We start from the raw sequence: 18,059 nt of genomic DNA on the forward strand, positions 1-18,059 counted from the left end.
CAAAGATCTGAGAGCTCGCCCGCCGCAATCACGCGGTGTGGCCGGGATCGACCTGCTTCGGCGTCTTCTTGTCGCGCTGCGGGGTCATCTTGGCCGGATCAGGCGCACCGGGCACGCCGCGGGGACCCAGCTGGTCGCGCTGGATGTCGTCCTCGGAGCGGGATGGCTCGACGCCGTTGGGCTCACGGGGCTTGGTCATCGCGGCTTCCTTCCCAAACGCTGTTCCGCGGTTCGGTCCTAGACGCCGAGCGCGTTGTCGCCGGCTTCGCGGCCGGGCACGCTGACGTGGACTTCATGTCCCTCACGCAGCGCGAGGGATGCTGCGGCGACCGCCGACTCGAATGCAGCTTCCTTGGTGGCGTATTTGCTCTTGACGTCGCCGTCGTGCAGCACGCCCCATTCGTCCTGCACCGGCACGATGGCATATTGAGCAAGGCCCATTGTCCAACTCCTGAATTGGGTTTCAGAAACCGTCTGCCCAATAACGCGCCGGCAGCCTTAACGTTGCGTCAGTTGCGGATGGGTCGCACTCACCCGCCACACCGTGTTGCCGCTGTCGTCTGCGACCAGCAAGGCGCCGGACTTGTCAATGGCAACGCCGACGGGGCGGCCGCGCGCCTGGTTGGCGCTGTTCAGGAAGCCGGTGACGACGTCCTGCGCCGGTCCGCTCGGCTTGCCATCCGCGAACGGCACGAACACGACCTTGTAGCCGTTGAGCATCTGCCTGTTCCAACTGCCGTGCTCGCCGACGAAGGCGCCGCCGCGATAAGCGGCCGGCAGGCTGGATCCGGTATTGAACACCATCCCGAGCGGAGCGACATGCGAGCTCAGCGCATAATCCGGCATGATCGCCTTGGCGACGAGATCCGGCCGCTGCGGCTTGACGCGAGGATCGACGTGCTGGCCGTAATAGCTGTAGGGCCAGCCGTAAAAGCCGCCGTCCTTCACCGAGGTCATGTAGTCGGGCACGAGATCAGGACCGAGCTCGTCGCGCTCGTTCACCACCGTCCACAGCGCGCCGGTCTGCGGCTCGAAGCTGAGACCGTTGGGATTACGCAGGCCGCTTGCAAACACGCGCCAGCGGCCGCTGGCGCGGTCGACCTCGAGGATGGCGGCGCGATTGTGCTCGGCCTCCATGCCGTTCTCGGTGATGTTGCTGTTGGAGCCGACGCCGGCATAGAGCTTCGAGCCGTCGGGACTGGCGACCAGGCTCTTGGTCCAGTGATGGTTGATCGGCCCGCCCGGCAGCGGCGTCAGCACCGTGCCCGGCGCGGTGATCTTGGTATCACCTTCCGTGTAAGGATATCTGACGATCGCATCGGTATTGGCGACATAGAGGTCGTTGCCGACCAGCGCGATACCGAACGGCGAATTGAGATGGTCCAGGAAGACGCTTTGCGTATCCGGCACGCCGTCGCCATTGCTGTCGCGCAGCAGCGTGATGCGGTTGCCCGGCCCGGTGTCGTTGCCGCCCGAGGTCGCCCAGGACTCGATATATCCCATGACGATCTCCTTGGGTCGCTTGATTCCGGCCCCCTTCGGCGCCTTGGATTCCGCCACCAGCACGTCGCCATTGGGCAGCACGTAGAGGAAACGCGGATGCTGCAGGCCGGTCGCGAAGGCCTTGATCTGCAGCCCCTCCGCCACAGCCGGCGTCTCGTCCTTCTTCCAGCCAACGATGCGGGCGATGTGCACCGGCGGCAGCAGATATTGCTGAATGTCGGGAAGTTTTGGGGTGGCCCCGATTTGCGCCTTGGGGTCACCGCTGCCGTCATCGCAAGCGGCCAAAAGCAGCAGCGAAGAGCACAGCAGCGCGCGGGCAATTGAGACCATCATCGCGCAACTCCCACGCCGTGGCGATAGACCATGGCCCAGCCGAGCCAGCCTGTGACGGGCAGGATCAGCACGGTGATCACGGACAGAACCAGCCCGGTCGGCCACACCGAGGTCCAGGCATCGCGGGTATGGATCAGCGCGTTGACGATGGCGAGGACCAGCGCCAGGGCGTTTCCGATCAGATGCGGCCACGCCGGCGTCTGCGCCCGCACCAGGCGGTTGCCGAGGAAATCAATCAGGCCCGCGATCGCCGCCAGCACGCCGAAGATGACGCCGGCGAGCAGAAGCCAGGCGGAAAAATCCGCCCACATGATCTCGGCGCTGGCGACATAGGCGATGTCGGTCAGCAGCGCCCCGACGAAGCACGCGATCGGTATCGGCACCAGCATCGGATGAATGGGATGACCCGCGATCTGCGCGGTGGTGCGCACGCGCACGTCTTGCTGCACGGCCGGCCTCGTGTGACTTTCGGTCCTGCCCGACCGGCCAACTCGTCCGCGATGCGATGGTTCCTAGAAGATCCGCGTGACCCCATCCCGCCGCGCGCAGATTGCGCTGTTCGCGACGGCGATATCAGCGGTCTCGATGGCCGTGACCTCGTGTCCCACGACCGATCATGCCGCCGCAGATTCAAGCAGTGGAAGTGAGACGCAGTTCAGGCGACGACCGGACTGAGGTTTTGAACGCGGCCGAGAAGTCGTGCAGCGGAGAAAGTGTCAGTCAGCCTTCTCCGAAAGACAGGCATCTTCGTCCGTCGCGCCATTTGAGTGACGGCCGCCCATGGGCGCTCCCCGCTCTAAGCGGTTCGATTGGCATGACCGGAACACAGCTGCGTCGCTCGCCACGATCCGCACCTGCACGTCCCGGGGTTTTGCCAGATAGGGCGACGACGTGACCAGGACATCGGCCCCGGCCTCGGCATAAGCCGCAGCATTCGCCGCATTGACTCCACCAGCCACTGCAATGATCGGACGGGCGCGGGTGTAGGCCATGGCCGCGATGCGCTTGACCAGGGCGGCGACCTCGGCCGGCGAAAACTTCTCGGCCTGAATCACGTCGAAGCCGGCGACTGCCGCGGCAAGTGCAGCATCGGCCGTCTTGACCTCGACCACCAGTTTCTTCTCCGGTGCCGCCCGCCGCAAGCGTTCGACCGCCTGAAACAGCGGCAGCTCGCCGAGAAAGACGCGGTGCTCGGGAAACACCAGCACGGTCTCGGACAGGCCGAGCCGATGCATCGCGGCACCACCCGCCTTTACGGCCGCCACTGCAAATCGCTTGGTGCCCGGCACGTTCTTGCGCGTGCAGGCAACCGGAATTTGCGGGGCGACCGCCCTCGCCGCGCCGACGATGGCGCGGGTCTCGCTGGCGACACCGGACCAGATCTCGATCAAGGTCTGCGCGACCTTCCAGCTCCGCAGCAGGCCGGCAGCCGGGCCGCGCGCCTCGAGGATCGGCGCGCCCTGCTCCAGCGCCGCGCCGGATGTGGCGAACAGCTCGACCTCGCAGCCGGCGAGCGCGATGATCGCGGCAGCATCCTCGGCGAGCGCCAGCACCATCGGCGAGCGCGCAGCAAACTGCATGATGCCTCGGGTCGTGCCGATCCCGAGTGCCTCGGTGGTGAGGTCGCCATAAGGCACATCGTCTTCCAGCAGACGCTCGAGCTCGGCGCGCGATGCAACACTTGCCATGGCGTGCTTCCTTTCACAGGTGTGGGCTTGCCGACGACTTTGTCGCAAACCCGACACGGATCGCCGGTCCCGCCGCCGCAAGGAGCGGGAACGCCCATCCTTTGACGCTCATTCCTGCAAGGCGCACACCAGATTTCACCGCTCCATCCGGCACGCCAATTGCTGAGCTCTCCCTGGCCGGCGCCTCGCAGCAATCGGGCTCGCGCGGAGGCGGCTGCCGTCCGCTGGAGTTCATCATGAAGCTGTTTCGCACAATCGCCACCGCCGCAGGGCTGCTGCTCGCATTCGCCGAGGCGCAGGCAGCACAGACCAACGTCGCCGTGGCCGCCAACTTCACCGATGCCGCCAAGGAGATTGCCGCCCTCTTCAAGCAGAAGACCGGTCACGGGTCGCGCTCAACTTGTCAGCATCGCTGCAAAAAGATTCCGTCGCACTTGCACGCTTTGTCATCCGTGTCGCGGAATTGACCGTCGGAATGGGCGTCACGCGCGAAAGCGGGATCGCCGCATTGATCTAGCGCAAGTCGACAAAGTTTCTTTGGCGATCGACGCCTGCCGCTTGATCACACGTGCTGCCCTCCGTTGATCGGTACTTCCGCACCGGTGACGTAGCTGGCCGCATCCGAGCACAGGAAGAAGATCACCTTCGCGACCTCGTCGGGCGTACCGACACGATGCAACGGGATGATCGGCGCCAACTGCGCTTCGGTCTCCGGCGACAGGATGTCCGTCTTAATCTCCCCGGGAGCGATCGCATTCACGCGAATTCCGAACTGCGCGTAGTCGTGCGCCATCTCGCGGGTCAGACACGCAAGTGCCGCCTTCGACGTCGCATAGGCGCTGCCGGCAAACGGATGAACCCGGGAACCTACGATCGACGTGACGTTGACGATCGAGCCGGCGGCCTGCTTCAATTCCTCGACCAGGCCCTGGGCGAACAGGATCGGCGCGAGCAGGTTGACGTGGAACACGCTCATCCAGGTTTCGACCGGTGTCGTCAGCGAGTTCAACCGGCTGCCGTCGGCGGCCTTGGGCGAGATGCCGGCATTGTTGATCAGCGCATGCAGCGGCTGGCCGTCGAGCCGTTCCTTGATATCCGCGACCGCGCGCGGCAACGCGCGATGGTCGCTCAATTCGACCTGAACGTGGTTGTCCGCTCCCGAATCCCACGGGCATCGATCACCATCGAACGGCTGCCGCGAGCAGGTGATGATCCGCCAGCCGGCATCGGAGAACAGCTTTCCCGTGGCGTGACCGATACCCCGCGACGCACCGGTCAATACGAGCGTTTTCCGCGCCCCGTGTTGTGCGCGCGACTTGTCGCCGTGAAACGGGCACAGGGCGACATCGGGTGCCGACGTGTCGCCCGGCGCGCCGTCGCGGTCCAGCAGATCGAGCGTCACGCAAAGCTCCTCACCGCGCCCCGGCGGGCGCCACACGATGACAACAGGAGCAACTTTGCAGGATTTGGGCCACGCTCTGCCGGCCAATCACGACGATTTTCGGCGCTCGGTGTCCGCTTCGCGACACGTTGAAAGATTTGCAACAGGGAGCGTTGAGTTTCGGACCAAACAACGCCGTCCCGGTGCGCTCCTTCTTCCTGAACGTTGATCGGCAGTTGAGAGCTGCTTTTCAATCGTTCCAAATGGCCCGGCTCTTGCTCTTCCCGTCTCAACGTTCATTCGCGCCCTGTCGTGCTGCACTTTTCCTGCAAAAGTGGTTTCAAATGCTCCAGCCCAACGACCAACGACTCTTTGCTGTTATCCTCGGCACCAATGAGATCGCATCCGCGATCGGCATTCGGCTCGTGCGCGCTGGCTATGGCGTGGTGCTGTCGCATGATCCGGATCCGCCGGTGATCCGCCGCAAGATGGCCTTCCACGACGCGCTCTTCACCGACACCGCGCAACTCGAGGACATCGTTGCCGAACGTGCGGACGACGGCATGCAGGTCTACCAGGCCCTGCGCGGGCCGGTGCGAATCCTGGTCACCTGGCTCGGCCTACTCGACCTGCTTCCCGTCCGGCAAATCGACCTCCTCGTCGATGCGCGTCTTCAGAAGCGTCGGATCACGCCCGACCTCAGGCGGCTGGCCCGGCTGACTATTGGTCTCGGCCCCGGGTTCTCGTCGAACTTCAATTGCGACCTCGCAGTGGAGACGCGTCCGGGCAGGATCGGACTCGTCTCTGACCAGCGCTGGACAGACGCAGCCGACGGCGTTGCGAGCACCCTGGGCGATATCGGAGCGGAACGCTTTGTCTATTCGCGGTTTGCGGGGCGATGGCACACACCGATCGAGATCGGCACCCGTGTCTACCGGGATCTCGTGCTCGGCCACCTCTCCGGCGTGCCGGTGCTCGCGCCGCGCGACGGCATCTTGCGCGGCATCGCCCGCGACGGCAGCGAAGTTCCAGCCGGCGTCAAGCTGCTGGAGATCGACCCGCGCGGCCGCGACGCCCAATGGAGCGGAACGGACCAGCGCGGCCGCGCCATCGCCAACGCCACCGTCGCCGCCGTCAGGCTCCACGCCGCGCGACGCATCACGCAACGGAATCCGGCATGATCGTCTGTTCCTGCAACATCATCAGCGATCACGACATCAGGGGCGCGGTCGTTTCGACCGACGACGAGCTGTTCTCGGCCGCACAGGTCTACGACTGCCTGGGTTGCACGGTCAGGTGCGGACGATGTTCACATTCCGTGAAGCGGATTCTGGAGGAGCGGCCGATTCATCGCGCACGGCATTTGGAGGCCCTTGGAGCCATGGTGGTTCACACGGAGCAGGGTTTGGAACGAGTCGAGTGAAGATAGTAGAGACAATGGAGGCGTGCAAACCAGCCGGATTTGAACGCACGGGCGGGCTTCCTACTTGGGCCGATTGGCCGGCCCTACCCTCACCGCACCACCCGGTAGGCCTTCGCCCCGCTTCCGCCTCGGCCCTCTGCCGCCTTGCCCCGGTCGGTCACCCACATCACGCCGATCCGCGCCAGCATCACCGGCCCGCCGCGCTCGACGACTAGAAGCAAGGGGCCTTGGCCCGACACCCTAGTCACGCGCGTGAGCCACGCTGCTGCTATTATAGTGCTTGTAGTCGTATGGTTGAAAACGCCATTTGCCCCTCAGTTGAACATATCTGAACAGGAATCTATCCGTTCTTTGCTGACCAAAAACGTCAGTGTAGGCGACACTTCCAAAGAACCACAGGTACGCTTCTCCCCGAACCAACGGCAGCGCATCAGCAACGCTATTAATGGGTACGATATCTGCGCAAACCTGACCATCGGTGGTCGCGCCCGGTTCAATCATGTGCTGCGATGGGATTTGCTCAGATACGGAATAGACGGGGCCGGGAGGTCGGAACGACAACGCAATTCCGTGACTATTCTCCCTGTATTTCGCTGGCGTCTTTCCATAATTTTTCAGAGCATACTCGACCCCGGCATTGTTGCCAAACCCCATGTCAGGAGAATTGGGATAGAGCATTGCCGCGTGCACAAATCGGTCCAACGTGTGCTGCTTGATAATAACGTAGAACCTTGCTCTCTCAACCTCAATAACGGCCTGCGCACTGGCCTTTGCCGCCTTGGCAGCATCCTAATTTCTAAATCGACCAGAACCAAAATCGACTTCACCAAAGTGATGGTCATCAAACAGCGCGGTGTCCTGAACTCATTTGCGATGTTTGATTGCTACATGAGCGCGAGCGAGATCGCGGACGAAGAACTGAGAGACATCGTTCATCATCAACTTGCCCACTGCTCTATGCAACCCAACATCGATGGTCGGCTGTCATGGGGCGCCACGGATGCCGGATGGATCATCTCGCGCATGATTCAAACGGGCAAGTTGTGAAGTGGGCGCGGGTCCCTCTGGGGGCCCCCTCCCCTACGGCCTAAGCGCGCCCCAGAAAATCGCTAGCCGCACAAGGCCGATCTTGGGTTGACACGGTTGACAGGTTGACACAGCGGCAGCTGTAGCTACTTGGTCGGCGCGCCGGGTAGCACAAACTCGCAGCGATACGTTCGACGGTACTCGGAATCAGGGGGTGCGCTATCACCTATCCAGCCGGCAGTTGCTCACTTTAGTGAAATCGTAATCGCACTGAGGTTGGCAGCCATCTCCAATCCGGCCTTAGGGCCTTGCAACACCATGACGACGCCGTTGTCGTTTCTTAGGTGGACACCACCCACACCGCCGACGAAAGCGCCACCACCGCCAACCGAACTGTAATTGCCCGCGAAGTCGTGGACATCCCTGATGCCAGAGGCCCAGCCTTCCAGGCGGCCGGCGGTCGCGCCGGCCGTGATGCCGAGGCTTATCCCTGTGACCCGGAAGGGATAGCTGCGGCCGCGATAGCTCAGTACACCAGTGCCGGCGCCGCCGCCCACCAGCAGGCCCGCCTTCACGATCTTGACCCGGACATGGCCGGCGGCTTGCGCAAACGAGGGAGTGGCCGGAACGATGGCGGCAAATAGGGCGATCGCGGCAAGGCGGGCGGTCAACCGCAGCATGGTGCCCATCATCTCACGGGTTCGCAGCATCGACTTTCTTCCAAGTCTGGTCGGGATCAAACAGCGTAAGGCGCTTGGCCACGAAGTCGGTGCGTTTGCCGAGATCCTTCTGGTAGACGACGCCCGCATGATTGACCAGGAAGGTCATCACGCCTGAATTTCCGTACTCAGCGGGCCACGCGATCAGCGCGAAGCCGCCGATCATCTTGCCTTTGACGACATAATTCATGGCGCCCCCGGGCGCATCGGGTCCCTGCCCCCTCAGAATGCGGAAGTAGTAACCGTGATAGGGCGTCATCCCCTCGCCGGATTTGTACCCCTCGCTCGAGGCTTGCGCGGCCAGTGGTCCGAGCGGGCTGGGATCGCTGTCGTCGCGCCAGAACAGGCCATCCTTCTTGCCTGGCGAGGAGACGATGCGCTGCGCGTAGACGCCGGCGCCCTCGCCGCGGTTCTTGTCCGCATATTCGTTCTGCGCATCGACGAAAGCGAGCGCGGTCTGGATCGCGTCAAGCTCGTTGCGCCCGATCCGACGGCGAAGCACCTCGATGCGCCCTTCGTCGGTGTCGAATTCCCAGCCGGTCTTGGTGTTCACCAGCGGAATCGGGAATGGGAAATCGTCGGGTCCCAGGATGAGGGTCGCGCTCCTGTTGCCTTCCGCCTTGATGCCATGCTTGGCATCGTACATCGAGGTGAAGCGCTGGCGGATATCGTTGTCGGCGACCTCATCGCCGGAGGAGACGATGTCGTCGGCCGCCCTGCCGAGCACTTTCAGGATCTCATCCGGCCCGCTCTTGACCGCGGCGGCGAGCGCAGCCGTCGCGCCCTCCGGCGTCTTGTAGGATTGCTGCGCCTGGGCCGCAGAGCCAAGTAGCGCCAGCACCATCATGCCGGGCAACACGGCGCGGCGAAACAATGTCAGACCGATCATGGCATCACCTCCACGGGGAGCTTCGCGCCGCCCGCGAGCCAGTCGCGGTAGGTGCGGAATGTCAGCCCAAGCTTTTCATAGTAGACCCGCAGATAGCCATCACGGCCGCGGGTCACGGCGCCGGGCATCACCTGCTCGACCTCATGCGCCATCACGCCGACATAGGCCTTGTCGCTGCCGATATAGCTGAAGCGATAATAGCCGAGGCCGCTGGCGAGGTGGCCGAGCAAGACGATGTCGTGCTTCAGCGCGATATCCGAGCGCCGGCCACCGCCGCCTCCGCGGAATCCGCCGCCACCACCACCACGCATTGCCATTCCGCCTCCACCACCTCGGCCGGCCATGCTCGGGCCGCCGCCGCCACGTGGCATGCTCGCCATGCTGGACCGCCCGCGCGCCGATGCGGCGGCTGCCGATCGGCCGGATGAGACGTTCATCGCGCCACCACGATTGCCGCCGCCGCTGCGGTTGGCTGCACTGCCGCCGGCGCGGTTCGCGGTCTTGGCGCGATCGCCGCCGCCCTTGGCAGCAGACTTGGCCCGGTCACCACCACTCTTGGCGCGATCCGCCGCGCGGTCGCCGCCGGTCGGACGATCGCCACGATTGCCGGCACGATCACCCGCACGATCTCCGGCCCGGTCGCCAGCGCGATTACCTGGCCCGCCGCGATCACCAGCGCGGTCTCCTGCACGATCTCCCGCGCCTTGATTGGGGCGCAGGACCTGGTTGCCCTCGCGGCCGCGGAAGTCCATCCGGTCCGACGCGCCGGCCTTCAGATTGTTGTTGCCGAAGCGCTGCTGAACGCTGGTGTTGCTGTAGCGCACGCCCTGCCGATGCGCCGGATTGTGCTGCCAGCCGTTGCTGATGTTCGTCGTGCGATGATTGACGTAGACGTTACGGTTACCCCAATTGCAGCCGCCGCCCCAGTAATTGCCCCAGCGTCCGATCGCCCAGGCCGTGCCGAAGGCGATGCCGGCCGCAACCACTCCGGCGCCGATATAGGACGGATAGCCCCAATAGTACGGCGGATACTCCGCATAAGGCCAACTGCCGTAGACGGTCGCTGGATCGTAATACGGCACGTACATCGCTGCGGGATCGGCCTGCTGGATCACGACGACCTGCTTGCCTTCCTGAGACTCGACGCTGACCTTCTGCTGCTTGGTGGTGGCCAGCTTCTTGTTGTCATAAGCCTTCGTGCGCAGCCGCTGGATCGCGTCCATCACATCGGGCTGCTGCGCGAGAAAGGCGTCACCAAGCTTCTTGGTCCAATCGAGCTGATCGCTCATCATGGTCAGGACGTCGGCGGTGCTGGCCAGCGCTTTGACGCTGTCGTCCCAGCCCTGCTTGTCCACCTCCGTCTTCAGCGCGTCGCCCTTCAGGCTCTTGCGCCCCTTCAGCCAGCGGTCGGCCTGCACAATTTCAAGCGGATAGGTCGAGGCGGCCAGCACGTTGGCAAGCAATTCGTCGGGATAGAGCGCGATCGGCGCGACCAGAGCCTCCAGCTGTTCGGGCTTCAGAAGCTCGGCCGTCGGCGCAGCGGGATTCGCCGCTTGCGCCTGCGGGGGCGGCCCCGCAGGCTTGTCGCTCGTCTGGGCCGACACGCAAACCGGCGTGGCCAGCAACAGCGCGAGCGCGATCAACGTCTTGCCGCAGCGGATCATCGCATCCTCCATCTCAGTTCAGCCGAGACCATGAAACCGAGCCAGCAACGTTCATTGACAAAAATCAACGAAACGAGACCGTCGCCTGCTGCAACGCGGGATGCTAGCTCGCGAGCGGCAGGCGAACGGTGAATAGCGCCCCGCCGAACGGCTGGTTATCCGCGGAAATCGTGCCGTGGTGCGCCTCAACAATGGTTCGGACGATAGCCAGTCCCATGCCCATGCCCTGCGGCTTGGTGGTGAAGAACGGATCGAAGATGGTCTTGAGATCGGCAGCCGCGATGCCGGGCCCCGTGTCTCCGACGCAAATTTCGGCAAAATTGCCGGCGCGGGCCATGATCACGCTGACCTCGCGCTTGCCCGTCTGAACCTCCGAGATCGCATCCAACGCATTGAGGATGAGATTGAGCACGACCTGCTGCAGTTGAATGGGATCGCCCTTGACGTGCAAGCCAGTGTCGGGTGGCGAATAGAAGCTCAGCCCGATATTGCGACCTGCTGCGAGGTCACGGACAAACCCTATCACCTCTCGCACGGTCACGCTCAGCTCGATATCCCTAAGCTCGAACGGCGCTTTCCTGAGCATGCTGCGCAGGCGGCGGATCACCTCGCTTGCGCGCTGATCGTCGCGCCTGATATCGGACAGAATTTCGCTGATTTCAACCAAATCGGGGGAGCCTCGTCTCAGCATCAGCTCCGCCGTTTCCGCGTTGGTCAGAATGGAGCCGAGCGGTTGATTCAGCTCATGGGCGATCGACGCGGTCAGCTCGCCGACCGCCGAGTAGCGATTGAGATGTGCGAGTTCGGTAAGGCGCTGCCGTGATTCGACCTCAGCCAGCCGACGGCGCCGTCGCTCATGCAGCAAGCCACTGATGAGGCCCGTCTGGATCAGGATAACCGCCGCGATCATGGCAAGCTGCCAGCGGTATTTTTCCCAGATTCCCGGCTCGCGAAACACGACCTCGCTGCCCTCCGGCAAATTGCTCTCACTGATCCCCCACCGCTGCAACTCGCGCCAATCGTATTTGGGCGCAGCATATTCGATCGGCTCGATCTTGACGTCTGCAGGCTTCTCGCCGCCGAGGATTCGGAGTGCCGCATCGGCGGTCTTTCGGCCCAGTTCGGGGATGGAATGCATCGGGCCACCGACGATATCGCTCCCGAAGAACGACTCCTCGAAGCAGAAGATCGGGGCGTTCGCGACGGCGCGGAGGCGATGCAGCGCGCTCTCCCCCTCATGAACGACGCCCGCCGCGTCGACGGACATCAATCCCCAGAACAATGCCGTGTCGGGCGGAAGTGACGAGGCTCGCTTCAAGATCTCGTCGAACGGCAGATCGCCGTACCAGACGAAGGAAACACGATCTTCGAGTGATCTGACATCCTTCTTGACCTCGTTGAGCCAGAATTTCTCCAGCGCGGACGCGCCGATGACGAGGGCGATGGTCCGCGTCTCCGGCAGCACTTGAAGGACGTCGCGGAACGCGGCGACAAAATCGTTGCGGACTGAAACCACCGTGTCCTTCTCGGTCAGTCTCGCCCGGTCGATCAGCCGTTCTTCCACAGTTGTGAGGACCATCGGCACAGTCGAAAACAGGTCCGACCGATGTCTCTGCACGAAGCCTGCGGCAGGTCCTCCGACGCTCATGATGATGTCGGGCGGACGACCCTGGTAGATCGAGCGAAGATACTCGACGAAGGGTCCTTCAGGTCCCGGCGCGGTGAACCGCGCTGTGAGGAGGGTATGCTCCTGGATGTCCAGCGACCAGGGGGAACGCTGTTCGAGGTTCGTCTTGATGCTGCGCGCGTATTCGCTCCAGGGAAGGAAGTCCCGGCCGAAGGAGTGCAGCAACAGCACGCGCTTGGGTTCGCGGCCGTAGACGTCGCGCTGCTGGGCAGCATCAATCGGATTGGAGCAAACGCCGGCACAAAACGCCGTTCCGAGACACAACAGCGCAACGGCGACGATGCGCGGCTTGACCGACGCAACCAACTTGCGTCCGCTCATGTTTCTCTCCGCCGGCCTCATCCAGACGGCGCCATCACAGCACATTTGAGTGCGACCGTACTAGCCCTCTCGTAGCTTCAGTGGCCACCGCTGAAAATCAGCGTCTTGAACGGCAGCAAGAGGGTCTGGATCCGCAGCAGCAGCGCATGGACGAAACCGATCGCGTCGATGGCATGGAGAACGATCCGCCGACCGGTCGAGGTCTTGGGGTCGACGATCTGCTCGTGATTGCTGGTGTAGGCATTCACGATGCAGGTGCTGCCGGCCGTGACGCCGTCAAGCCCGCCCTTGTAGAGCGGCTCGAGGAACACCAGAATCGTCCCCGGCTTGGCGAGGTTCTGCGCCTCGATGAGCTGCTCGCCGGTCCGAAACTGACCGGACGCGATGTAGTCCTGCACGCCGGTCACGACCAGGGGAATCACGGCCCACGGCCTGGACACGCAGGTGGCCTCGGCGACCATGCCCTCCTTCATCACGCCTGCTTCGATCTGGCCGAAGCCGGCCTGCAGCCGCTCCCGGCCGGCGCCTTCGGGAATCAGAATTCCCGCGGGTCGCATCAGTTGATTGACGACATCGCCAGCGCGGACGAGAAATTGCTCGACACGTCCCTCGATGCCAGCACGGACGAAGGTCTTGTCCAGATCCACCTGCGCCTCGGCCAGCGAGGCTTCCGCGCTCGCCTTCTGCGCCGGCAGCAGCGTCGACACCTGCAAGGCCGCCGATTCTTTCGCGGCGGTCGCGGCGTCAATACCAGCCTGACGCTGATCGACCACGACCTGAAGCTTCTCAATATCGCGCTGCGGCACTATGCCCGGATTTCGACGTTGCAGCTCCGTCTTGACTTCGAGTTCGTCCTTGGCCTGCTGATAGCTGGCCCTCGCCTCCTGGATCTGCGCCTCGGCCTTAACGACATCGGCCTTCGCCGACGCCATGGAAGCATCGATCTCGGCGACCTTGCGCCTGGCCGTTTCGAGCGCTGCCGTCTGCTTCGAATTGTCCAACCTGAAGAGCACGTCGCCCTTCTTCACGGTCTGGCTGTAGCCGACATTGACCTCCGCGACACGGCCTGATCCCTCGGGCAGGATCGGAACGGTCCGGAACAGCATCGCCGCGTTGGAGGTCGCCGGATGAAAGAAGAACACGCTGGTGATCAGCGCCACGGTCAGCATCAGGCAGCCCGTGATGCCCCAGCGTAGCTCGTACCAGACGGAGAAGAGCGTGATCTCCTTGCCGAACCGCTTACCTTGCGCAAAGCGCCGATAGAGGTAGTCCGGAAGAATGGTCAACAACGAGCAGATGATGAGCTCAAGCATGGCTGCGCACCTTATGCTCAGTATCCACGATTTGATCCTCCCGGCTGATCGTTGCTGGAGCGGCCGCCGTGTCTGGCTGAGGCGCCTCGCTCGCATCAACCGGCGACGTGCTGTCTGCGATCTTCTCCACTGAACCGGCGATGCTGCGCAGCGGCGTTCCGAAATCCGGCAGCTCGATGAGCGCAAGCACCAATGCCGCGATCCAGTACAGATGCTCGTGCGTGAACAGCGCGATAAGTCCCAGCACGGCCACGATCTCGAACTGCAGCTTCTGGGTCTTGTGCGCCATGCGCTCGGGCAAGCTATGCAAATGCCAATACAACAACCCCACCGCGAAAACAGCCGCGATCAGGATGATGCCCGTCACGATCATCAGCGCATCTACCTCGCCTGGCGAGACGATGTAGAAGGGCAGATGGTGTGGTGCCATCGGATGAAGCTGCTCGCTCAACGTGCTCTCCTGAACGGGGACCCGGCTGTCGCGGCCCTTGACGCATTTTGGGGATGGCAGGGTCTGCATTGGTTGATTTGAATCAACGGAATGGCCCCCATCCGACCTAGCCTTGCTCGAGCACTGAAACAGAGCAGCAGGAGACATCGGCAATGCCCGCCAATCTCGACACCCTGATCCCCAATGCCAACCAGATTCGCAAGGAAGCGGCCCTGAAGGAGGCCGAGAAGGCGGAGGAATATGCCCGCATGGCTGCCGCGGCAGAGGCCGAAAAGCGCGCCCTGGTCGAGCGACTGAGCAAACCTTCCGGCAAAACCGAGGAAGAGAAGATCCAGCTTGCCGCGACCATCATCCAGCGTGCGGTGCGCAACGGGATGACCGAGGTGCAGGTCTATCGCTTTCCCAATACGCTGTGCACCGACAAGGGGCGCGCCATCAACCAGCAGGAGCCGGGCTGGGAGAAGACGCTGACCGGTATCCCGAAGGAAATCTTCCAGCTCTGGACCGACTATCTGAAGCCGCGCGGCTATCGCATCAGTTACCAGATCATCGATTTCCCCGGCGGCATGCCCGGCGACATAGGCGTCACGATTTCCTGGGGCGACTGATCGTCGCTCTCCTGGATCCGATCTGACGAAAGGCAGAGCATGGCAAACGACGGGGCCGGGGCGCGGATGAAGCGCAAAGTCTACGAGAAGGAGCTGGAGAAGCTCCAAGTCGAGCTATGCCACCTCCAGGAATGGACCAGAACGACCGGGGCTCGGGTGATCGTCGTGTTCGAGGGACGGGATGCGGCCGGCAAGGGCGGTACGATCAAGGCGATCACCGAGAAGGTCAGCCCGCGCGTGTTCCGTGTGACCGCCCTTCCGGCGCCTTCCGATCGCGAGAAATCGCAACTCTTCATGCAGCGCTACATGGAGCACTTTCCGGCAGCCGGCGAGATCGTGATCTTCGACCGGAGCTGGTATAATCGCGCTGGCGTCGAATACGTGATGGGATTCTGCTCGAAGGACCAGCATCAGCGGTTCCTGTCGCTCTGCCCCGAGATCGAACGGTACATCGTCGATGGCGGTATCATCCTGATCAAGCTTTGGCTCGAAGTGGGAATGGACGAGCAAGAGCGCCGTTTCAAGGCGCGTATTGACGACCCACTGCGGCAATGGAAGCTCAGCCCGATGGATCTGGAATCCTATCGACGCTGGTACGACTACTCGCAAGCTCGCGACCTGATGCTGAAGGCGACCAACTCCGAGCATGCGCCTTGGAGCCTCGTCCGCTCCGACGACAAGCGGCGGGCGCGGCTGAACTGTATCGCGCACCTTCTGAAGTCAATTCCTTACAAGCGCATCAAGAAGGACAAGGTCAAGCTGCCGAAGCGCTCCGCCAAAGGACGCTACGACGATCAGGCTGTTCTGAAGGGCGTGAACTTCGTCGAAGAACGTTACTGAAATGAGATCCAGATCGACCAAAATAGGCCGCGCGATGCGGCCTATCTTGTTGCGTCGACCATCTATTTCAGCCGGATCGTAACCCCGCCGACGGCCGCCGATACCTCGGCGCCTACCTTCGGCCCGCTGAGCTGCAGGATCACGCCGTTCGCGTTTTGCAGTTGAACCGCTCCCGCACCGGCGGCAACGGCGCCGCCGGCTCCGCCCACCGCGTAGGAGCCCTCGATCGATGCCGGGCCGCGCAAGTTCAAGGCACGCCCGACGAACTTGGTCGTCGAGGCACCCACGGTCAAGCCGACGCTCATGCCGGATACGGTGAACGGATAATTCTTGCCGCGGAGGTGCAGCACGCCCTCGCCGCCTCCGACGCCGACGATGAAGCCGCCCTTGGTGAAAACCACGGCGACGCTGCCGGTTTCGGCGCGCGAGGGCGCGCTGAAGCCGGCGACACCGAGGAGCAGAGCAGCAATAGCAACCAGTTTCTTCATGACTTTCCCCTGAGTTTGGCTCGCTATTGAGCCAGAAGCATAGCGAAGTAGCCGAACACGGTGAGCAGGATGCCCGAGACGGCATAGCCGACCGGGAAACCGATCCAGGGCACGGAGCTCTGAATTTCCACCGCAGCCTCCCGGCAAGGACCGGAGTGCGAGCGCGCGCCGGCCACACCGCCCATCAGGACAGCGGGATTGATCTTGAAGATGTGGAATCCGATCGCCCAGACGATGAACGGCGGGATCGTGCAGGCGATGAAGCCGACGATGAAGATCTTCAGCGCGACCGCACCGGTGAGCTGAGCCAGGAGACCGGCGCCGGCGTTGACGCCGACGATGGCGACGAAGACGACGAGACCGAGATCCTCGAGCACGTTGCGGGCTGCGTTCGGCGTGTTGCCGAAAAAGCGCAGCCGCGACACGATCGAGGAGACGATCACACCGGACAGCAACAGCCCGCCGGCATTGCCGAGGCCAACCTTGGCACCGAACGCCGGGAACTCGATCATGCCGATCAGGAAGCCGATGATCATGCCGACCGACAGGGTCAGCAGATCGGTCGACGTGTTGGTGCGTGCAATCCGGCCCCACATCTCCCCGAGCTCGTTGACAGCGGATTTCAAACCGACCACCGAGACGATGTCCATCCGCTCGAGCTTGGTCTTCAGGCCTGCCGGGATCTGCACGCCGCCGCGCTCGACCTTGGTGACCTGCAACTGGCCGGCGATCGCGGTGTCACGGAAGGACTCGAAGGTGCGTCCCACCATGTCCTTGTTGGTGACAAGGATGTCCGCCTGGTCCATGGGAATGCCGAGCGTCTTGGCATCGGCGACCTCGGGACCGATCAGGCCCATCTTGTCGGTGAGATGCTCGGTCGAGCCGCCCAACGCGACGATGTCCCCCTTTTGCAGCACGAGATCGGCATCGGCACCTTGCGCCTCGCCGTTCCGTCCCACGTTGACGATGCGGTACTCCGGATTCATTGCCCGGAATTTGGCGATGCTCATGCCGGCGGTGGCGGGATTTTCCAGCCGATAGGCGCGCAGTCCGAACTGGCGATAGCCGGTGAGGCCGCCGCCCTCGAGGTCCTTGACGCCGAACTCCTGCTCATACTGCCTGGCCGCGGCCTTGGCATCGACCCCCCACCAGCGCGGCAGATATTTGCAGATCAGGATGATGCCGACGGTGCCCCAGATGTAGGTGATGCCGTAGGACAGCGCGATCATGCCCGACGCGTCCTCCGGCTTCATGCCCGCAGGCAGCTTGACGACACCGGACGTGACGGCCTGCTCGGCCGAGCCGATGGCGGCCGACATGGTCTGCGATCCCGCCAGCATGCCGCCGGCCGCACCGGTCGGGAGCGCAAAGAGCTTCGCACCGATGACCACCAGCGCAAGGCCGAGCACGCTCGAGACGACGGCGAGAATGCAGAACTTGAGGCCGTCGCCTTTCAGGCTGTTGATGAACGACGGGCCGACGCGCAAGCCCACGCCGTACATGAAGAGATAGTAGAACAGGCTCTTGGCGAAATTATTCAGCTCGAGCTTCACGCCGTAAGTCGAGGCCCACACCGACAGGCCCGCACCCACCACGATGGCACCGGCGACCATGCCGAGACCGTAACCTTTGACGCTGGCGCGGCCGATATAGACGGCGAGGCCGACGACGAAGAACAGCAGCAGATACGGGTACTGCTGAAGGAATGTGAAAAAGCCCTGCATG

The 18,059-nt window shown here is 63.2% G+C and carries 21 protein-coding genes; 6 read left to right on the forward strand and 15 right to left on the reverse strand.

Going from position 1 to position 18,059, the window contains the following annotated elements; all coding sequences use genetic code 11:
- Positions 1–28: 28 nt before the first annotated feature.
- From XH84_RS40255 to modD, 5 genes are all read right to left on the reverse strand, one after another.
- A complete protein-coding gene (locus tag XH84_RS40255; protein ID WP_164936275.1) occupies positions 29–199 on the reverse strand; it encodes a hypothetical protein in 171 nt (56 codons plus the stop codon).
- Positions 200–237: 38 nt separating this feature from the next.
- On the reverse strand, positions 238–441 hold the full coding sequence (locus XH84_RS37620; RefSeq protein WP_128919591.1) for a hypothetical protein: 204 nt from the start codon (positions 439–441) through the stop codon (positions 238–240).
- A 57-nt stretch (positions 442–498) separates the two neighbouring features.
- Positions 499–1,836: a PQQ-dependent sugar dehydrogenase gene (locus tag XH84_RS37625; RefSeq protein ID WP_128919590.1), complete on the reverse strand. Its 1,338-nt coding sequence runs from the start codon at positions 1,834–1,836 to the stop codon at positions 499–501.
- A complete protein-coding gene (locus XH84_RS37630; protein WP_128919589.1) occupies positions 1,833–2,285 on the reverse strand; it encodes a DUF2231 domain-containing protein in 453 nt (150 codons plus the stop codon). Before XH84_RS37630 ends, XH84_RS37625 begins: the two co-directional genes overlap by 4 nt.
- A gap of 267 nt (positions 2,286–2,552) precedes the next feature.
- Positions 2,553–3,524, reverse strand: a complete 972-nt coding sequence (modD, locus tag XH84_RS37635; protein ID WP_164936274.1) for a ModD protein — start codon at positions 3,522–3,524, stop codon at positions 2,553–2,555.
- Positions 3,525–3,625: 101 nt separating this feature from the next.
- On the opposite strand from modD, the gene XH84_RS42005 reads away from it, so the two are divergent.
- Positions 3,626–3,991 carry a hypothetical protein gene (locus XH84_RS42005; RefSeq protein ID WP_430642021.1) on the forward strand — a complete coding sequence of 122 codons (366 nt, stop codon included), beginning with the start codon at positions 3,626–3,628 and terminating at the stop codon, positions 3,989–3,991.
- A gap of 95 nt (positions 3,992–4,086) precedes the next feature.
- Here the strand turns inward: XH84_RS42005 and XH84_RS37645 are convergent, their stop codons facing one another.
- The gene (locus XH84_RS37645; RefSeq protein WP_128919587.1) at positions 4,087–4,926 is read right to left on the reverse strand and encodes an SDR family NAD(P)-dependent oxidoreductase; all 840 of its coding nucleotides are present in this window, start codon (positions 4,924–4,926) and stop codon (positions 4,087–4,089) included.
- 323 nt (positions 4,927–5,249) lie between these two features.
- Between XH84_RS37645 and XH84_RS37650 the strand changes: the two genes are divergently transcribed.
- Both XH84_RS37650 and XH84_RS37655 read left to right on the forward strand, forming a co-directional pair.
- Positions 5,250–6,086, forward strand: a complete 837-nt coding sequence (locus tag XH84_RS37650) for a xanthine dehydrogenase (protein WP_128919681.1) — start codon at positions 5,250–5,252, stop codon at positions 6,084–6,086.
- Positions 6,083–6,328 carry a (2Fe-2S)-binding protein gene (locus tag XH84_RS37655; RefSeq protein WP_128919586.1) on the forward strand — a complete coding sequence of 82 codons (246 nt, stop codon included), beginning with the start codon at positions 6,083–6,085 and terminating at the stop codon, positions 6,326–6,328. Before XH84_RS37650 ends, XH84_RS37655 begins: the two co-directional genes overlap by 4 nt.
- Before the next feature lie 89 nt (positions 6,329–6,417).
- On the opposite strand, the gene XH84_RS40260 is transcribed toward XH84_RS37655, so the two are convergent.
- Entirely contained in the window at positions 6,418–6,576 is a 159-nt protein-coding gene (locus XH84_RS40260; protein WP_164936263.1) for a hypothetical protein, read from the reverse strand.
- Between the two features lie 46 nt (positions 6,577–6,622).
- Here XH84_RS40260 and XH84_RS37660 point away from each other — a divergent pair, with 46 nt between their 5' ends.
- Positions 6,623–7,375 carry a hypothetical protein gene (locus XH84_RS37660; RefSeq protein ID WP_208757137.1) on the forward strand — a complete coding sequence of 251 codons (753 nt, stop codon included), beginning with the start codon at positions 6,623–6,625 and terminating at the stop codon, positions 7,373–7,375.
- A gap of 224 nt (positions 7,376–7,599) precedes the next feature.
- Here XH84_RS37660 and XH84_RS37665 read toward each other — a convergent pair whose 3' ends face one another.
- The 6 genes from XH84_RS37665 to XH84_RS37690 all read right to left on the reverse strand — a co-directional run bounded on the left by XH84_RS37665 (position 7,600) and on the right by XH84_RS37690 (position 14,398).
- Positions 7,600–8,064, reverse strand: a complete 465-nt coding sequence (locus XH84_RS37665) for a hypothetical protein (protein WP_128919584.1) — start codon at positions 8,062–8,064, stop codon at positions 7,600–7,602.
- Positions 8,048–8,962, reverse strand: coding sequence for a DUF2950 domain-containing protein (locus XH84_RS37670; RefSeq protein ID WP_128919583.1), 915 nt, complete (start codon positions 8,960–8,962; stop codon positions 8,048–8,050). The genes XH84_RS37665 and XH84_RS37670 overlap by 17 nt, the downstream gene beginning before the upstream one ends.
- The gene (locus XH84_RS37675; RefSeq protein ID WP_128919582.1) at positions 8,959–10,626 is read right to left on the reverse strand and encodes a DUF3300 domain-containing protein; all 1,668 of its coding nucleotides are present in this window, start codon (positions 10,624–10,626) and stop codon (positions 8,959–8,961) included. Before XH84_RS37675 ends, XH84_RS37670 begins: the two co-directional genes overlap by 4 nt.
- Positions 10,627–10,729: 103 nt before the next feature.
- The gene (locus XH84_RS37680; RefSeq protein ID WP_128919581.1) at positions 10,730–12,634 is read right to left on the reverse strand and encodes a sensor histidine kinase; all 1,905 of its coding nucleotides are present in this window, start codon (positions 12,632–12,634) and stop codon (positions 10,730–10,732) included.
- 77 nt (positions 12,635–12,711) lie between these two features.
- The gene (locus XH84_RS37685; protein ID WP_128919580.1) at positions 12,712–13,947 is read right to left on the reverse strand and encodes an HlyD family secretion protein; all 1,236 of its coding nucleotides are present in this window, start codon (positions 13,945–13,947) and stop codon (positions 12,712–12,714) included.
- Positions 13,940–14,398, reverse strand: a complete 459-nt coding sequence (locus XH84_RS37690) for a hypothetical protein (protein WP_128919579.1) — start codon at positions 14,396–14,398, stop codon at positions 13,940–13,942. The genes XH84_RS37685 and XH84_RS37690 overlap by 8 nt, the downstream gene beginning before the upstream one ends.
- 152 nt (positions 14,399–14,550) lie before the next feature.
- On the opposite strand from XH84_RS37690, the gene XH84_RS37695 reads away from it, so the two are divergent.
- Both XH84_RS37695 and ppk2 read left to right on the forward strand, forming a co-directional pair.
- Entirely contained in the window at positions 14,551–15,006 is a 456-nt protein-coding gene (locus XH84_RS37695; RefSeq protein ID WP_128919578.1) for a hypothetical protein, read from the forward strand.
- 39 nt (positions 15,007–15,045) lie between these two features.
- Positions 15,046–15,846, forward strand: a complete 801-nt coding sequence (ppk2, locus tag XH84_RS37700; protein WP_128919577.1) for a polyphosphate kinase 2 — start codon at positions 15,046–15,048, stop codon at positions 15,844–15,846.
- A gap of 62 nt (positions 15,847–15,908) precedes the next feature.
- Here ppk2 and XH84_RS37705 read toward each other — a convergent pair whose 3' ends face one another.
- Together XH84_RS37705 and XH84_RS37710 are read right to left on the reverse strand one after the other, a co-directional pair.
- Positions 15,909–16,334: a hypothetical protein gene (locus tag XH84_RS37705; RefSeq protein ID WP_128919576.1), complete on the reverse strand. Its 426-nt coding sequence runs from the start codon at positions 16,332–16,334 to the stop codon at positions 15,909–15,911.
- A 23-nt stretch (positions 16,335–16,357) separates the two neighbouring features.
- Positions 16,358–18,058 carry an aspartate:alanine exchanger family transporter gene (locus XH84_RS37710; protein ID WP_128919575.1) on the reverse strand — a complete coding sequence of 567 codons (1,701 nt, stop codon included), beginning with the start codon at positions 18,056–18,058 and terminating at the stop codon, positions 16,358–16,360.
- Position 18,059: the final 1 nt, after the last annotated feature.

It is taken from the genome of Bradyrhizobium nanningense, assembly GCF_004114535.1.
GTDB lineage: Bacteria > Pseudomonadota > Alphaproteobacteria > Rhizobiales > Xanthobacteraceae > Bradyrhizobium > Bradyrhizobium nanningense.

Coding starts and splice junctions, on each gene's coding strand:
- XH84_RS40255 (WP_164936275.1), bottom strand. CDS start 199: ATGACCAAGCCCCGTGAGCCCAACGGCGTCGAGCCATCCCGCTCCGAG.
- XH84_RS37620 (WP_128919591.1), bottom strand. CDS start 441: ATGGGCCTTGCTCAATATGCCATCGTGCCGGTGCAGGACGAATGGGGC.
- XH84_RS37625 (WP_128919590.1), bottom strand. CDS start 1,836: ATGATGGTCTCAATTGCCCGCGCGCTGCTGTGCTCTTCGCTGCTGCTT.
- modD (WP_164936274.1), bottom strand. CDS start 3,524: ATGGCAAGTGTTGCATCGCGCGCCGAGCTCGAGCGTCTGCTGGAAGAC.
- XH84_RS37650 (WP_128919681.1), top strand. CDS start 5,250: ATGCTCCAGCCCAACGACCAACGACTCTTTGCTGTTATCCTCGGCACC.
- XH84_RS37655 (WP_128919586.1), top strand. CDS start 6,083: ATGATCGTCTGTTCCTGCAACATCATCAGCGATCACGACATCAGGGGC.
- XH84_RS37665 (WP_128919584.1), bottom strand. CDS start 8,064: ATGCTGCGAACCCGTGAGATGATGGGCACCATGCTGCGGTTGACCGCC.
- XH84_RS37670 (WP_128919583.1), bottom strand. CDS start 8,962: ATGATCGGTCTGACATTGTTTCGCCGCGCCGTGTTGCCCGGCATGATG.
- XH84_RS37675 (WP_128919582.1), bottom strand. CDS start 10,626: ATGATCCGCTGCGGCAAGACGTTGATCGCGCTCGCGCTGTTGCTGGCC.
- XH84_RS37680 (WP_128919581.1), bottom strand. CDS start 12,634: ATGAGCGGACGCAAGTTGGTTGCGTCGGTCAAGCCGCGCATCGTCGCC.
- XH84_RS37685 (WP_128919580.1), bottom strand. CDS start 13,947: ATGCTTGAGCTCATCATCTGCTCGTTGTTGACCATTCTTCCGGACTAC.
- XH84_RS37695 (WP_128919578.1), top strand. CDS start 14,551: ATGCCCGCCAATCTCGACACCCTGATCCCCAATGCCAACCAGATTCGC.
- ppk2 (WP_128919577.1), top strand. CDS start 15,046: ATGGCAAACGACGGGGCCGGGGCGCGGATGAAGCGCAAAGTCTACGAG.
- XH84_RS37705 (WP_128919576.1), bottom strand. CDS start 16,334: ATGAAGAAACTGGTTGCTATTGCTGCTCTGCTCCTCGGTGTCGCCGGC.
- XH84_RS37710 (WP_128919575.1), bottom strand. CDS start 18,058: ATGCAGGGCTTTTTCACATTCCTTCAGCAGTACCCGTATCTGCTGCTG.